Raw genomic sequence first — 14,623 nt, forward strand, 5'->3', positions numbered from 1 at the left:
GGCGCCCACCGTTTTTTTGCCTTATTCCAGGAAGTGACCATGAGCTTTATCACCGAAATCAAAACCTTCGCAGCGCTGGGCAGCGGCGTCATCGGCAGCGGCTGGGTCGCCCGCGCCCTCGCCCATGGCCTCGACGTGGTGGCCTGGGACCCGGCGCCGGGTGCCGAAGCGGCCCTGCGCAAACGCGTGGCCAATGCCTGGGGCGCGCTGGAGAAAAACGGCCTGGCGCCGGGCGCCTCGCAGGATCGCCTGCGTTTTGTGACGACTATCGAAGAGTGCGTGCGCGATGCGGACTTCATCCAGGAAAGCGCCCCGGAACGCCTCGAACTGAAACTGGACCTGCACAGCAAGATCAGCGCAGCGGCCAAGCCGAACGCGCTGATTGGCTCCAGCACTTCGGGCCTGCTGCCGAGCGAGTTCTACGAGAGCTCGAGCCACCCGGAGCGCTGCGTGGTCGGCCACCCGTTCAACCCGGTTTACCTGTTGCCGCTGGTGGAAGTGGTCGGCGGCAAGAACACCGCACCGGAGGCCGTGCAGGCCGCGATGAAAGTCTACGAATCCCTCGGCATGCGCCCGCTGCATGTACGCAAGGAAGTGCCGGGCTTCATCGCCGACCGCCTGCTCGAAGCGCTGTGGCGCGAGGCGCTGCATCTGGTCAATGACGGTGTGGCGACCACCGGTGAAATCGACGATGCGATCCGCTTTGGCGCCGGTCTGCGCTGGTCGTTCATGGGTACGTTCCTGACTTACACCCTGGCCGGTGGCGATGCCGGCATGCGCCACTTCATGTCGCAGTTCGGCCCGGCGTTGCAGTTGCCGTGGACGTACCTGCCGGCACCGGAACTGACCGACAAGCTGATCGACGATGTGGTGGATGGCACCAGCGATCAACTGGGCCGGCACAGTATTTCGGCGCTGGAGCGCTATCGTGATGATTGTCTGCTGGCGGTGCTTGAGGCGGTGAAGACCACCAAAGAAAAGCATGGAATGAGTTTCAGCGAGTAATTGCAGATTGAGCGCTCCCACGCAAAGCGTGGGAGCGCTCGTGCCCGGAGATAAACATGCCCACCCTCACCACCTACCAAACCAGAATCATCCCCGACTGGGTCGACTACAACGGCCACCTGCGCGATGCCTTCTACCTGCTGATCTTCAGCTACGCCACCGACGCCCTGATGGATCGTCTCGGCATGGACAGCAACAACCGCGAAGCCAGCGGAAACTCGCTGTTCACCCTCGAACTGCACCTCAACTACCTGCACGAAGTGAAGCTCGATGCCGAGGTCGAAGTGCGCACGCAGATCATCGGCCACGACCAGAAACGCCTGCATCTCTATCACAGCCTGCACCTGGCCGGCGGTGAAAAGGAACTGGCCGGCAACGAACAGATGCTGCTGCACGTCGACCTCGCCGGGCCGCGTTCGGCACCGTTCACCCCGGGCACCCTGAGCCGTCTGCAAGCCATCGTCGCCGAGCAGGCCGACCTGCCCGCCCCGGCTTACATCGGCCGGGTCATCGCCCTGCCACCAGCCCGGTAAATCCATCCATCGCAAGGAGCCGCCATGCAAACCGCCGCCGCAGTTGCCGATTTCCGTACTTATCCGTTGATCAGCGCGCTGAACGGCGTGCAGAACCTGGCGGATCGTGTCCTGATCGAATGGGCCGACGGGCGCGTCAGCCCGTTCCACCACGTTTGGCTGCGCGACAACTGCCCGTGTCCGCAATGCGTCTACAGCGTCACCCGCGAGCAGGTGTTCGAGGTCGTCGATGCGGCGCCGGATCTGTCACCCTCCGCCGCGCATATCGACACCGACGGCTGCCTGCGCATCGACTGGCAGGACGGCCACCTCAGCCGCTTCGATGCGGGTTGGCTGCGGGCCCACGCCTATGACGACGAATCCCGTGTCGAGCGCCTCGCCAACAAGCCAAAACCGTTTCTATGGCGCAGCGATTTGCAGTTGCCGGTGTTCGACTATTCAGCCCTGATGAACGACAACGCTGCGCTGCTGCAATGGTTGCTGGCAGTACGCGACATCGGCCTGACCCAGGTGCGCGGCGTGCCCACCGAACCCGGTTCGCTGAAGCTGATCGCCCAGCGCATTTCGTTCATCCGCGAGAGCAATTTCGGCGTGCTGTTCAACGTGCAATCCAAGGCCGACGCCGACAGCAATGCCTACACCGCTTTCAACCTGCCATTGCACACCGACCTGCCGACCCGCGAGCTGCAACCGGGGCTGCAATTTCTGCATTGTCTGGTGAACGACGCCGAGGGTGGCGAGAGCATTTTCGTCGACGGTTTTGCGATTGCCGAAGCGTTGCGTCAGGAAGATCCCGCATCATTCAAGGCCCTGTGCGAGATCCCGGTGGAGTTTCGCAACAAGGACCGCCACAGCGACTATCGCTGCCTCGCGCCAATCATCGCCCTGGATGCGTTGGGCCGGGTCGCGGAAATCCGTATGGCCAACTTCCTGCGCGGCGCATTCGACACGTCCGTGGAGCAGATGCCCCTGCTGTATCGAGCGTATCGACGCTTCATTGCCATGACCCGCGAACCGCGTTTCCGGGTGATGCAACGACTCAATCCGGGCGAGTTGTGGTGCTTCGATAACCGCCGCACCCTGCACGCGCGCAACGCGTTCGACCCGACCACCGGAGCACGGCACTTTCAGGGCTGCTACATCGACCGGGACGAGTTGCTGTCGCGGATTCTGGTGTTGCAACGCTAAACCGCATCTGAGTTATTCGCAGGCAAAAAAAGCCCCGATACAAGCCGTGACAGGATCGGGGCGAGGGTACTGTTGAGGAGCTGCCATGCCGAGGGTGACCAAACCTTCGTGAAGCGAGCTGAGGCCAGTGTGCCCACTCCCCTGGCCGGCGAGTTAGCCGAAAACGACCTGTTCATAGTCGTCGCGGCCACTGCGACAAATCGCCCTTGCCGTGCCTGTACAGGCCTACCAGAATCGAGTCACGACCTCCGTTGCCAAAGAAGGACTCGCGTCATGATGTATGCCGATTTGATCGATCAGGAAGACCTGTTGGGCCAACTCAAGTCGTTGGGATTCGAAGTACCGTCGGGCTCGTCTGCCCAGCAGGCCTGTGAGTGTGCCGTGCGGGGGCTGGACGATGTGCGCGCCAATACGCTGCGCACCATGGTCAAGCAAATGTACACCAGCAGCGCGAGCATCCAGCCGATCGTGCGCGAAGCCATCGACAAGCAATTGCTGCCGGCCCTGGCGCAATACCAGCAGACCCGTGCCTGATATCTGACCGAAAAAAAGATCGCAGCCTGCGACAGTGCCTTTCCTGAAGGCGCTGTCGCAGGCTGCGATCTTTCGTTTTAGAGGCGCACGCTGGCGAAGGTCGACTCGTTGCGCGCCTGGCTCAACGCCGACATCGGCCCGGACAGCGGCGACATCACGATGGCCTGCGGCAGCGGCAGCATCGCCACCTGCTGGGTGGTGTTGGAACCGACGCGCTCGTCACGCGGTGGAATGCCGAAGTATTCGCGGTAGCACTTGGAGAAATGCGGCGTCGACACGAAGCCGCAAACCGAAGCCACTTCGATGATCGACATCGGCGTCTGCTTGAGCAGTTGCCGGGCACGGATCAGGCGCAGCTTGAGGTAGTAGCGCGACGGCGAGCAGTGCAGGTATTTCTGGAACAGGCGCTCGAGCTGGCGACGGGACACGGCGACGTACACCGCCAGTTCGTCGAGGTCGATCGGCTCTTCCAGGTTGGCTTCCATCAGCGCGACGATTTCCTGCAGTTTCGGCTGGTTGGTGCCGAGCATGTGCTTGAGCGGCACGCGCTGGTGATCCTGCTCGTTGCGGATGCGCTCGTAGACGAACATTTCCGAGATCGCGGCGGACAGTTCACGGCCGTGATCACGGCTGATCAGGTGCAGCATCATGTCCAGCGGCGCGGTGCCGCCGGAGCTGGTGAAACGGTTGCGGTCGAGGGTGAACAGTCGGGTGCTCATCGCAACGCGCGGGAAAGCTTCCTGCATTGCCGCCAGACATTCCCAGTGCACACTGCAATCGAAGCCGTCGAGCAGGCCGGCGCAGGCCAGGGCCCAACTGCCGGTGCACACGGCGCCGAGGCGACGGGACTGGCGCGCCTGGCTCTGCAGCCACGAGACGTGTTCACGGGTAACGGTGCGTTGAATGCCAATGCCGCCGCACACGATGATGGTGTCTAGGGCCGGGGCTTTGTGCATGGAGGCGTCGGGGGTGATCTGCAGACCGTCACTGGCCCAGACCTGGCCACCGTCGACGGTGAGGGTGGTCCAGCGATACAGCTCGCGACCGGACAACTGGTTGGCCATGCGCAGGGGTTCGACTGCGGAAGCCAGGGAAATCAGCGTGAAATTGTCCAGCAGCAGAAAGCCGATGGATTGAGGCGCACGGTTCTGGGGTTGAGCCCCGGAGTTGAACGACGTCATCGCGGTATCTCCTCACACAAAGCGGGTGATGGCCTCAGGCGGAGGCTCTTGTTATTGCCATCGTTCTCTTGCGTGAGACGGGCTTTGTTATGACAGAGCAATTGCCATGCCTAAAATTGAATGGCTGTTCAATAACTCCTGAAAACGACGTCGCGACGCGTCTATACAAGCCGTCCGACGAAAGGCTGTTCGAAGTGCCATCAGCGGCGGTGAAAGCCCTGCCCCGGCGTGCGTGAGCAGATCGGTAGCACTTGTGGGAACAGGGCTGCGGGGGATTGTCCTACAGTGTCACCGCTGGCACGGATGACGGACGGTAGCCAGCGCGAATCCGGCCATGCGGGTGGGAAACACTCTTATCTGATTGCGACGCGCCAAAAGGTGGCGCGTTTTATATCGTATGCTCACTTGGTGCGCAGTTTTGACTGGTCCGACGCTGTCGGTGTATCAGCACTCGACCGCGCTGACCGCCAATCCACCGCGTGAAGTCTCTTTATATTTGTCATGCATGTCGGCGCCGGTATCGCGCATGGTGCGGATCACTCGGTCCAGCGAAATAAAGTGCTGACCATCGCCGCGCAGAGCCATCTGTGCCGCGTTGATCGCTTTCACCGCCGCAATCGCATTGCGCTCGATGCACGGCACCTGGACGAGACCGCCCACCGGATCGCAGGTCAGGCCGAGGTTGTGCTCCAGGCCGATTTCCGCCGCATTGCACAACTGCTCCGGCGTGGCACCGAGCACTTCCGCCAGCCCCGCCGCCGCCATCGCGCAGGCCGAACCGACCTCACCCTGGCAACCGACTTCGGCGCCGGAGATCGAAGCGTTCTTCTTGCACAGAATCCCCACCGCCGCCGCCCCGAGGAAATAGTCGACCACATTGGCGTCGGTCACCGCTTCGCTGAATTTCATGAAGTAGTGCAGCACCGCCGGAATGATCCCGGCTGCGCCGTTGGTCGGCGCCGTGACCATGCGCCCGCCGGCCGCGTTCTCTTCGTTCACCGCCAGGGCGAACAGGTTGACCCACTCCATGGCGCTGAGAGTCGAGCCGATCACGTTGGGCTTGTTCAATTCCTGAAGACTGCGGTGCAGTTTCGCCGCACGCCGACGCACATTGAGGCCGCCGGGAAGAATGCCTTCGTGCTTGAGGCCCTGCTCGACGCAATCCTGCATCGCCCGCCAGAGCTTCATCAGCCCGGCGCGGATTTCTTCTTCGCTGCGCCAGACTTTCTCGTTGGCCATCATCAGTTCGGCGACACGCAGGTTGTTCTGCTTGCACAACTCCAGCAGCTCGACGGCACTGGAGAAGTCATACGGCAATTCGGTGCAATCCAGATCCACCACACCGCTGGACGCCTGTGCTTCATCGACCACGAAACCGCCGCCGACCGAATAGTAGGTGTCGCGATGAATCTCGCCGTGATCGCCTTCGGCAACCAGGGTCATGGCGTTGGGGTGGAATGGCAGGTTCTCGTCGATCAGGCGCATGTCGCGAGCCCATATAAAAGGCACCGACAAACGACCATCCAGTAAAAGGGTGTGAGTTTCGCGCAGGGCCTGGATCCGTGGGCCGATCTGCGACGGATCGATTGCGTCCGGCCACTCGCCCATCAGGCCCATGATCACCGCGTTGTCGCTGCCATGACCGACACCGGTGGCCGACAACGAACCGAACAATTGCACCTCGACTCGACGCACTTGCTCCAGCAGGTGTTTGTCGCGCAGAGACTCGACGAACAACGCCGCGGCGCGCATCGGCCCGACGGTGTGAGAACTGGACGGGCCGATGCCGATTTTGAACAGGTCGAAAACGCTGATAGCCATTGATGCAGAGCTCCTGAGAGTGCCGTCCGGGGCGTGAAGCGCCCGCTGGCGGAGCTGCTACGCTCAAGCTGCGATCCGCCGGAATGCCCGCATCATCAGGCTTTTTTCGGGTCGCTCGGCGTCTGACACCGACGCACTCATGCCCACTAACGCCGTGCCGGTTTTCGCCCGTGTTTTCGCCGTTTTTATGCGGTTCAGATGGCCAAACGGGGCTGAAAAAAGCTGTAAACGACGTCACCGACACTGGATGCGACCATCCCTGTACTGGATACGACGCACCCTGTAGGCGTCAGATTTTCACTGGTACATGATCGTATCGACTCGATTGCAAGGCGCCGTGGTAGAGCTGTCTCCAGAACGCCATCCAACCGCAACCTATAAGTGCGGTGGTCCAGTCGGAACACTGCCAAAAAAAACACTAAGGAGTCCATCCATGAAAGGTTCCCCGTCGTTGTTGTTGGCCGCCATGCTGAGTCTGCCGCTGCTGGCTCAAGCCGCAGAACCGGCGCAGTGCAGTACCGTTAACTTCTCCGATGTCGGCTGGACCGACATCACCGCGACCACCGCCACCACCAGCGTGGTGCTCGACGCCCTCGGCTACAAGACCAAAACCACCATGATCTCCGTGCCCGTGACCTACAAGTCGCTGGCCGACGGCAAAAACATGGACGTGTTCCTCGGCAACTGGATGCCGACCATGGAAAACGACATCAAGGCCTACCGCGACGCCGGCACCGTCGAAGTGGTGCGCACCAACCTCAAGGGCGCCAAATACACCCTCGCCGTGCCACAGGCACTGTACGACAAGGGTCTGCATGACTTCGCCGACATCGCCAAATTCAAGAAAGAACTCGATGGCAAGATCTACGGCATCGAACCTGGCAACGACGGCAACCGCCTGATCCAGAGCATGATCGACAAGAACGCCTTCGGCTTGAAAGACGCCGGCTTCAAAGTCGTCGAATCTTCCGAGGCGGGCATGCTCTCGCAGGTCGACCGTGCGCAGAAACGCGACACCGCCGTGGTGTTCCTCGGCTGGGCACCGCACCCGATGAACAAGCGCTTCAAGATTCAATACCTGACTGGCGGCGATGATTTCTTCGGCCCGGACTTCGGCGCGGCGACCGTCGCGACCAACACCCGCAAGGGCTACGTCGAGGAATGCAGCAACGTCGGTCAACTGCTGAAAAACCTGGAGTTCACCGTCGACATGGAAAGCACCCTGATGGGCAACATCCTGGACGACAAGATGAAGCCTGAAGCGGCCGCCAAGGCCTGGCTTAAAAAGAATCCACAGGTACTCGATACCTGGCTCGCTGGCGTGACCACCATTGACGGTAAACCAGGCCTGGAGGCCGTGAAAGCCAAGCTGAATCAGTAATCGCTTATGCCGGACGGCTCCGGCCGTCCGGGCTGTTTATTTCCTTGCATGCGGACGTTCACTACCATGCTGATTGATCAGAAAATCCCTTTAGGCCAGTACATCGCGGGCTTCGTTGAATGGCTGACGCAACACGGCGCCAGCACCTTCGACGCAATCGCCGTGACACTGGAAACGATGATCCACGGCGTGACGTTTGCGCTGACCTGGTTCAACCCGCTGGTGTTGATCGGCCTCATCGCTGTACTCGCGCACTTCATTCAACGCAAATGGGGCCTGACCGCGTTCGTGGTCGCCTCCTTCCTGCTGATCCTCAACCTGGGGTACTGGCAGGAAACCATGGAAACCCTCGCCCAGGTCATGTTCGCGACCCTGGTCTGCGTGGTCATCGGCGTGCCGCTGGGCATCGTCGCCGCACACAAGCCGATGTTCTACACTTTAATGCGTCCGGTACTCGATCTGATGCAGACCGTACCGACCTTCGTTTACCTCATTCCTACCCTGACCCTCTTCGGGCTGGGTGTAGTGCCAGGCCTGATTTCGACAGTGGTGTTCGCCATCGCCGCGCCGATCCGCCTGACCTACCTGGGCATCCGCGATGTCCCGGAAGAACTGATGGACGCCGGCAAGGCCTTCGGCTGCTCGCGTCGCCAACTGCTGTCACGGATCGAACTGCCCCACGCCATGCCAAGCATCGCGGCCGGCATCACCCAGTGCATCATGCTGTCGTTGTCGATGGTGGTGATCGCGGCACTGGTGGGCGCCGACGGACTCGGCAAACCGGTGGTCAACGCACTGAACACTGCTGATATCGCCCTGGGCTTCGAAGCAGGCCTGGCGATCGTACTGCTGGCGATCATGCTCGACCGTATCTGCAAACAACCCGACGCCAAAGTAGGGGGTGACGCATGAGCATAATCCGCTTCGACAACGTAGACGTTATCTTCGCCAAGGATCCGCGCGAGGCACTCAAGCTGCTGGATCAGGGCATGACCCGTAACGAGATCCTGAAAAAGACCGGGCAAATTGTCGGCGTTGAAAAAGCCAGCCTGGATATCGAGAAAGGTGAGATCTGTGTACTGATGGGTCTGTCCGGCTCCGGCAAGTCCAGCCTGCTGCGCTGCATCAACGGCCTCAACACCGTCAGCCGCGGCAAACTGTTCGTCGAGCACGAAGGCAAACAGATAGACATCGCCTCCTGCAGCCCGGCCGAACTGAAAATGATGCGCACCAAGCGCATTGCGATGGTGTTCCAGAAGTTCGCCCTGATGCCCTGGCTGACGGTGCGCGAGAACATAAGCTTCGGTCTGGAAATGCAGGGTCGTCCCGAGAAAGAACGTCGCAAGCTGGTCGACGACAAGCTTGAGCTGGTGGGCCTGACCCAGTGGCGCAACAAGAAACCCAACGAACTTTCCGGCGGCATGCAGCAACGTGTGGGCCTGGCCCGCGCACTGGCGATGGACGCCGACATTCTGCTGATGGACGAACCGTTCTCGGCCCTCGACCCACTGATCCGTCAGGGTCTGCAGGACGAATTGCTGGAACTGCAGCGCAAGCTGAGCAAGACCATCGTGTTCGTGAGCCACGACCTCGACGAGGCGCTGAAACTGGGTAGCCGCATCGCGATCATGAAAGACGGCCGGATCATTCAGTACAGCGTACCGGAAGAGATCGTGCTCAATCCTGCGGACGACTACGTGCGCACCTTCGTTGCCCACACCAATCCGCTGAACGTGCTCTGCGGTCGCAGCCTGATGCGCACCCTGGACAATTGCAAACGCATCAACGGTTCGGTGTGCCTCGATCCGGGTGGCGATTCGTGGCTGGATCTGGCCGAAGGCAACACCATCAAGGGTGCACGCAAGAACGGTTCGGTGCTCGACCTGCAGAACTGGGTGCCGGGGCAAGCGGTGGAAGGCCTCGATCGTCGTCCGACGCTGGTGGACTCCAACATTGGCATGCGCGATGCGTTGCAGATTCGTTATCAGACCGGCAACAAACTGGTGCTGCACGACAACAACAAAGTGGTCGGCATTCTGGGGGACAGCGAGCTGTATCACGCGCTGTTGGGCAAGAACCTGGGGTAAGTACCACAGACACAAAAACGCCGCGAGAGGATCGCGGCGTTTTTGTTTTGGGACATCGAGTGAATCATCTTTGCATCTGATGGCCCCATCGCGGGCAAGCCTGCTCCCACAAGGACAGGCGTGAACACCTCGGGACCTGTGGGAGCGAGCTTGCTCGCGAAGAACGCGACGCGATGTGTCAGACAGAAACACCGCGCCCCATTATTGCTTAGCTATAGACCCGGCCAAGGAGCTGCCGATGGCTTTCAAACTGATCGAGCACATCGCGAGTGATCTGATCCTGCGTGAAGCCCATCAGGTCGTAATCCTGGCTGCCGTTGTGCAGATAAACCTCGGCGCGGTAGTAACGCTGGCGCGCTTCATCGGACTGGGCCGATTCGGTCGGGGTCGCCAGATAGCCGTCCAGGCTCACTTCGTAGACGAAAGGGTTACCCTCTTCCATCTCGACCCGCACACCCATGCAGCGCTTGGATTTACCCACCAGTGTCTGCACGTCCAGGCTTTGCGCACGCAGTTGTGCAGCTGCATCTTCCAGCGCCGGGGTAACGTGCTTGTCCATGAAGCGCTGAACCACCGACTGGCTCGGTTGCAGATCCAGCTGCGTCAGACGTTCGCTGAAACCGCGACGACCGCGCTCAGCCAGTTGCGCTTGCTCCTGTTCGATCTGCATGTCCTGACGCATGGCTTTGTGCAGGCCGAACATGAAGAACACCAGCACCACCGAGAACGGCAGACCGGCCAGCACGACCATGGTCTGCATGGCTTCGAAGTTACCGGCAAACAGCAGGCCGATGGTCACCAGGGTGATCACGACCGACCAGAAGATCCGCAGCCAGTGCGGCGCATCTTCATCGACAGTGCCGCCCTTGCAGGAAAGGTTGGCCATCATCACCGCACCGGAGTCGGCCGGGGTCAGGAACAGCACGAAACCAACAAAGATCGATACACCGATGACGACTTTCGACGCCGGGTAGTGTTCCAGCAACTGATAGATCGCCATCGACGGCTGTTCCAGCGCCGTCTTGCCAAGCTCCACCGCCCCATGGTTCATCACCAGATCCAGCGCCGAGTTACCGAAGATCGACAGCCACGCCAGGGTGAAGCCCAGCGGAATCAGCAGCACGCCGGCCACCAGCTCACGCACGGTACGACCACGGGAAATCCGCGCGATGAACATGCCTACGAATGGGGCCCAGGAAATCCACCATGCCCAGTAGAACAGAGTCCACAGGCCCAGCCAGCGGTCGGACTTGGCACTGTCGCCTTCATAGACGTACAGGTCGAACGTCTTCATGACCACGCCGTTGAGGTAATCGCCGATGTTCTGCACGAAGCCGTTGAGCAGGTGCAGGGTCGGGCCAAACAGCAGCACGAAAATCAGCAGGCCGCTGAACAGGATGATGTTGAGGTTGGACAGACGACGAATGCCGTTTTCCACGCCGGACACGGCAGCGATGGTCGCTACGGTGCTCATTACGATGATCACGATCAGCAGGTTGGTGTTGCTGTGCTCCATGCCGAACAGGTTTTCCAGGCCAGAGGACACCTGCAGCGAACCGATCCCCAGGTTGGTTACCAGACCCAGCAGGGTCACGAACATGCCGAAACCGTCCACCGCGTGACCGGCCGCGCCCTTGACCCAACGCTCGCCCGCCAGCGGGTACAGCGCCGAACGCAGGGCCAGCGGCTGGTTGTGGCGATAGGCAAAGTACGCAACGGCCAGACCGACCAGTGCATAGATCGCCCAGCCGTGCAGGCCCCAGTGCAGGAAGGTCAGTTGAACAGCCTGACGTGCCGCCAGGTTGGTGGCCGACGCGCCTTCCGGTGGGTTGAAGTAGTGATCCAGCGGCTCGGAGGCACCGAAGTACAGCAGCGAAATACCGATACCCGACGAGAACAGCATCCCCGCCCAGGCGCCGTAGCTGAAATCAGGGGTGTCGTCCTTGCTACCCAGTTTGAGTTTGCCGTAGGAGGAAAACGCCAGGCCCACCACGAAAACCAGGTAAGCGGCGATCACCACCATGTAGTACCAGCCGAAGCTGCGGGACAACCAGGCCTGAGCCACTCCCAGCATTCTGCCGGCCTCTTGCGGGGCGATGATCAGAATGGCGGTCAACAACAGAATCAGCACGGTAGAGGTGTAGAACACCCAACCGTTGACCGTCACCTTCTCGGGCGGGGTCTTTATAAGCGAGGCAGAACTCATGGCACAAATGCTCCAGGCAGTGCGAGAGAAGAACACAAGGCAACACGGAACCCGACCAATCGGTTAGTTGGCAGCCGACCGGCGGGTGATATAAAGACACCCCGAAAAAAGCCCGAACCTGCAGAGATGGCACCGCGAATCGCCGTCGTGGCCGAGGTCCGGACGTTCATCCGAAACCTGGCCTCGAGCGTCTTGCCCATTCAACACGTCCATCGAACGTCGAACCGCGCCTTGCCCCGCGCAGGTTTCGAGCATTTTCGGATGTCGGTTTATCGCCACTTACACGTAGGAAAAAGCTGTAGGCAGCGACGATTTGTCGCAGATCTTATTCTTTGTTGATTGAACGTTCAATCAAAACAAAATAGACTGGCCCTCAATCCGGCAGCCGTTTTTCGTCTGCCGGAAGGCCTAAGGAGATGTGCAAGATGCCCAAGGTCGGTATGCAACCCATCCGCCGCCAACAACTGATCGAAGCCACTTTGCAGGCGGTTGATCAGGTCGGAATGGGGGACGCCAGCATTGCGCTGATCGCCCGTTTGGCCGGTGTCTCGAATGGCATCATCAGTCACTATTTTCAGGACAAGAACGGCCTGATTGCCGCCACGATGCGGTATCTGATGAGCGTCCTCAGCGAGAACGTCACCGCGCGCCGTCAGGCGCTGGCAGACAGCAGCCCCCGGGCGCATCTGCAGGTGATCATCGAAGGCAACTTCGACGCCAGCCAGGTCAATGGCCCGGCAATGAAAACCTGGCTGGCCTTCTGGGCCACCAGCATGCACCAGCCGTCTTTGCACAGGTTGCAGCGGATCAACGATCACCGTCTGTATTCCAACCTGTGCTGCGAGTTCCGCCGTGTGTTGCCGCTCGAAGATGCGCGCAGCGCCGCCCGTGGACTGGCAGCTCTCATCGACGGCTTGTGGTTGCGCGGCGCGCTGTCGGGAGACGCTTTCGACACTGCGCAGGCGCAACAGATCGCTTACGAATACATGGATTTCCAATTGGCCAAGAAGGTGAGCTAGAGCACACAGAAAACGCTCGGCCCCTGAACGCCACCGCAGCCTGATCGCGGTGGTCAACGCCAACCACTTATGCACTTGCGAGGACACTATGGCCCGTTTCGAACTGCAAAAACTCTACATCGATGGCGCGTACTCCGACGCCGGCAGCGATGCCACCTTCGAAGCCATCAACCCGGCTAACGGTGAAGTCCTCGCACAAGTGCAACGTGCGACCAAGGAAGACGTCGAGCGCGCAGTAGTCAGCGCCGAAAAGGGCCAGAAAATCTGGGCTGCGATGACCGCCATGGAGCGTTCGCGCATCCTGCGTCGCGCCGTCGACATCCTGCGCGAGCGCAACGATGAACTGGCCGCCCTGGAAACCCTGGACACCGGTAAAGCCTTCTCCGAAACCAAGTACGTCGACATCGTTACCGGCGCCGACGTGCTGGAATACTACGCAGGCCTGGTACCCGCCATCGAAGGCGAGCAGATCCCGCTGCGTGACACCGCATTCGTCTACACCCGCCGCGAGCCGCTGGGCGTTGTCGCCGGTATCGGCGCGTGGAACTACCCGATCCAGATCGCCCTGTGGAAATCCGCTCCAGCCCTGGCGGCCGGTAACGCGATGATCTTCAAGCCAAGCGAAGTCACCTCGCTGACCACCCTGAAACTGGCCGAGATCTACACCGAAGCCGGCGTTCCAAACGGCGTGTTCAACGTACTGACCGGCAGCGGCCGTGAAGTCGGCACCTGGCTGACCGAGCACCCGCGCATCGAGAAAGTCTCCTTCACCGGCGGCACCGACACCGGCAAGAAGGTCATGGCCAGCGCTTCGGCCTCGTCGCTCAAAGACGTGACCATGGAACTGGGCGGCAAGTCCCCACTGATCATCTGCGACGACGCCGACCTGGATCGCGCCGCCGACACCGCGATGATGGCCAACTTCTACAGCTCCGGTCAGGTCTGCACCAACGGCACTCGCGTGTTCGTTCCGAGCCACCTGAAAGCCGCTTTCGAAGCCAAGATCGTCGAGCGCGTTGCCCGCATCCGCGTTGGCAACCCGGAAGACGAAAACACCAACTTCGGCCCTCTGGTCAGCTTCGCTCACATGGAAAACGTGCTGGGCTACATCGCCAAGGGTAAAGAAGAAGGCGCCCGCGTTCTGTGCGGCGGCGAGCGCATGACCGACGGCGAATTCGCCAAGGGCGCGTTCGTGGCTCCGACCGTGTTCACCGACTGCACCGACGACATGACCATCGTCCGTGAAGAAATCTTTGGCCCGGTGATGGCGATCCTGACCTACGAAACCGAAGAAGAAGTGATCCGCCGCGCCAACGACACCGACTTCGGCCTGGCCGCCGGTATCGTCACCCGCGACCTGAACCGCGCCCACCGCGTGATTCACCAACTGGAAGCCGGTATCTGCTGGATCAACGCCTGGGGCGAGTCCGACGCAAAAATGCCGGTTGGCGGTTACAAGCAGTCGGGCGTTGGTCGTGAGAACGGCATCAGCTCGCTGAACAACTTCACTCGCATCAAATCGGTACAGGTTGAACTGGGCGATTACGTCTCGGTGTTCTAAGACCCGCCATCGTGCGCTGCCCGCGAAGCCGCCTTCGCGGGCATGTCTGCTCGCCGCTCCCACAAGGGAAGCGCTGGCTGTCTGACCTGACCAACTTTCAAAGAGGG

General features: G+C 60.8%; 12 protein-coding genes. 9 read left to right on the plus strand and 3 right to left on the minus strand.

What is annotated here, in order from left to right; translation table 11 throughout:
* The first annotated feature begins 39 nt into the window (after window positions 1-39).
* The 4 genes from NH234_RS27610 (at window position 40) to NH234_RS27625 (ending at window position 3,260) form a co-directional block, all read left to right on the plus strand.
* Window positions 40-1,005, plus strand: coding sequence for an L-carnitine dehydrogenase (locus tag NH234_RS27610; protein ID WP_085731637.1), 966 nt, complete (start codon window positions 40-42; stop codon window positions 1,003-1,005).
* 56 nt (window positions 1,006-1,061) lie between these two features.
* The gene (locus tag NH234_RS27615; RefSeq protein ID WP_367254971.1) at window positions 1,062-1,538 is read left to right on the plus strand and encodes a thioesterase family protein; all 477 of its coding nucleotides are present in this window, start codon (window positions 1,062-1,064) and stop codon (window positions 1,536-1,538) included.
* Between the two features lie 24 nt (window positions 1,539-1,562).
* Window positions 1,563-2,726 carry a gamma-butyrobetaine dioxygenase gene (locus NH234_RS27620; protein ID WP_367254973.1) on the plus strand — a complete coding sequence of 388 codons (1,164 nt, stop codon included), beginning with the start codon at window positions 1,563-1,565 and terminating at the stop codon, window positions 2,724-2,726.
* Window positions 2,727-2,999: 273 nt separating this feature from the next.
* Window positions 3,000-3,260, plus strand: a complete 261-nt coding sequence (locus tag NH234_RS27625; protein WP_085731634.1) for a hypothetical protein — start codon at window positions 3,000-3,002, stop codon at window positions 3,258-3,260.
* A gap of 77 nt (window positions 3,261-3,337) precedes the next feature.
* Here NH234_RS27625 and NH234_RS27630 read toward each other — a convergent pair whose 3' ends face one another.
* Both NH234_RS27630 and NH234_RS27635 read right to left on the minus strand, forming a co-directional pair.
* On the minus strand, window positions 3,338-4,441 hold the full coding sequence (locus NH234_RS27630) for a GlxA family transcriptional regulator (RefSeq protein WP_065260190.1): 1,104 nt from the start codon (window positions 4,439-4,441) through the stop codon (window positions 3,338-3,340).
* Between the two features lie 444 nt (window positions 4,442-4,885).
* The gene (locus NH234_RS27635) at window positions 4,886-6,262 is read right to left on the minus strand and encodes an L-serine ammonia-lyase (RefSeq protein ID WP_085731633.1); all 1,377 of its coding nucleotides are present in this window, start codon (window positions 6,260-6,262) and stop codon (window positions 4,886-4,888) included.
* A 433-nt stretch (window positions 6,263-6,695) separates the two neighbouring features.
* Between NH234_RS27635 and NH234_RS27640 the strand changes: the two genes are divergently transcribed.
* The 3 genes from NH234_RS27640 (at window position 6,696) to choV (ending at window position 9,730) form a co-directional block, all read left to right on the plus strand.
* Entirely contained in the window at window positions 6,696-7,643 is a 948-nt protein-coding gene (locus tag NH234_RS27640) for a choline ABC transporter substrate-binding protein (RefSeq protein ID WP_085709140.1), read from the plus strand.
* Between the two features lie 66 nt (window positions 7,644-7,709).
* Window positions 7,710-8,555 (plus strand): choline ABC transporter permease subunit, encoded by an 846-nt coding sequence (gene choW, locus NH234_RS27645; RefSeq protein WP_085731632.1) that lies wholly within the window; start codon window positions 7,710-7,712, stop codon window positions 8,553-8,555.
* Window positions 8,552-9,730 (plus strand): choline ABC transporter ATP-binding protein, encoded by a 1,179-nt coding sequence (choV, locus tag NH234_RS27650; protein ID WP_085731631.1) that lies wholly within the window; start codon window positions 8,552-8,554, stop codon window positions 9,728-9,730. Before choW ends, choV begins: the two co-directional genes overlap by 4 nt.
* 208 nt (window positions 9,731-9,938) lie before the next feature.
* Here choV and betT read toward each other — a convergent pair whose 3' ends face one another.
* Entirely contained in the window at window positions 9,939-11,936 is a 1,998-nt protein-coding gene (gene betT / locus NH234_RS27655) for a choline BCCT transporter BetT (protein ID WP_085731630.1), read from the minus strand.
* Between the two features lie 425 nt (window positions 11,937-12,361).
* On the opposite strand from betT, the gene betI reads away from it, so the two are divergent.
* Together betI and betB are read left to right on the plus strand one after the other, a co-directional pair.
* Window positions 12,362-12,955: a transcriptional regulator BetI gene (gene betI / locus NH234_RS27660; RefSeq protein ID WP_085731629.1), complete on the plus strand. Its 594-nt coding sequence runs from the start codon at window positions 12,362-12,364 to the stop codon at window positions 12,953-12,955.
* A gap of 88 nt (window positions 12,956-13,043) precedes the next feature.
* Complete coding sequence (gene betB / locus NH234_RS27665) at window positions 13,044-14,516, plus strand: betaine-aldehyde dehydrogenase (protein WP_085731628.1); 1,473 nt, start codon at window positions 13,044-13,046, stop codon at window positions 14,514-14,516.
* Window positions 14,517-14,623 lie beyond the last annotated feature (107 nt).

This window comes from Pseudomonas sp. stari2 (assembly GCF_040760005.1).
In the GTDB taxonomy this organism is placed as follows: Bacteria; Pseudomonadota; Gammaproteobacteria; order Pseudomonadales; family Pseudomonadaceae; genus Aquipseudomonas.

Excerpts from the sequence above, each read along its gene's own strand:
- betI (WP_085731629.1), top strand. The coding sequence starts at position 12,362 with ATGCCCAAGGTCGGTATGCAACCCATCCGCCGCCAACAACTGATCGAA.
- choW (WP_085731632.1), top strand. The coding sequence starts at position 7,710 with ATGCTGATTGATCAGAAAATCCCTTTAGGCCAGTACATCGCGGGCTTC.
- NH234_RS27635 (WP_085731633.1), bottom strand. The coding sequence starts at position 6,262 with ATGGCTATCAGCGTTTTCGACCTGTTCAAAATCGGCATCGGCCCGTCC.
- betT (WP_085731630.1), bottom strand. The coding sequence starts at position 11,936 with ATGAGTTCTGCCTCGCTTATAAAGACCCCGCCCGAGAAGGTGACGGTC.
- NH234_RS27640 (WP_085709140.1), top strand. The coding sequence starts at position 6,696 with ATGAAAGGTTCCCCGTCGTTGTTGTTGGCCGCCATGCTGAGTCTGCCG.
- betB (WP_085731628.1), top strand. The coding sequence starts at position 13,044 with ATGGCCCGTTTCGAACTGCAAAAACTCTACATCGATGGCGCGTACTCC.
- NH234_RS27615 (WP_367254971.1), top strand. The coding sequence starts at position 1,062 with ATGCCCACCCTCACCACCTACCAAACCAGAATCATCCCCGACTGGGTC.
- NH234_RS27630 (WP_065260190.1), bottom strand. The coding sequence starts at position 4,441 with ATGACGTCGTTCAACTCCGGGGCTCAACCCCAGAACCGTGCGCCTCAA.
- NH234_RS27610 (WP_085731637.1), top strand. The coding sequence starts at position 40 with ATGAGCTTTATCACCGAAATCAAAACCTTCGCAGCGCTGGGCAGCGGC.
- choV (WP_085731631.1), top strand. The coding sequence starts at position 8,552 with ATGAGCATAATCCGCTTCGACAACGTAGACGTTATCTTCGCCAAGGAT.
- NH234_RS27625 (WP_085731634.1), top strand. The coding sequence starts at position 3,000 with ATGATGTATGCCGATTTGATCGATCAGGAAGACCTGTTGGGCCAACTC.
- NH234_RS27620 (WP_367254973.1), top strand. The coding sequence starts at position 1,563 with ATGCAAACCGCCGCCGCAGTTGCCGATTTCCGTACTTATCCGTTGATC.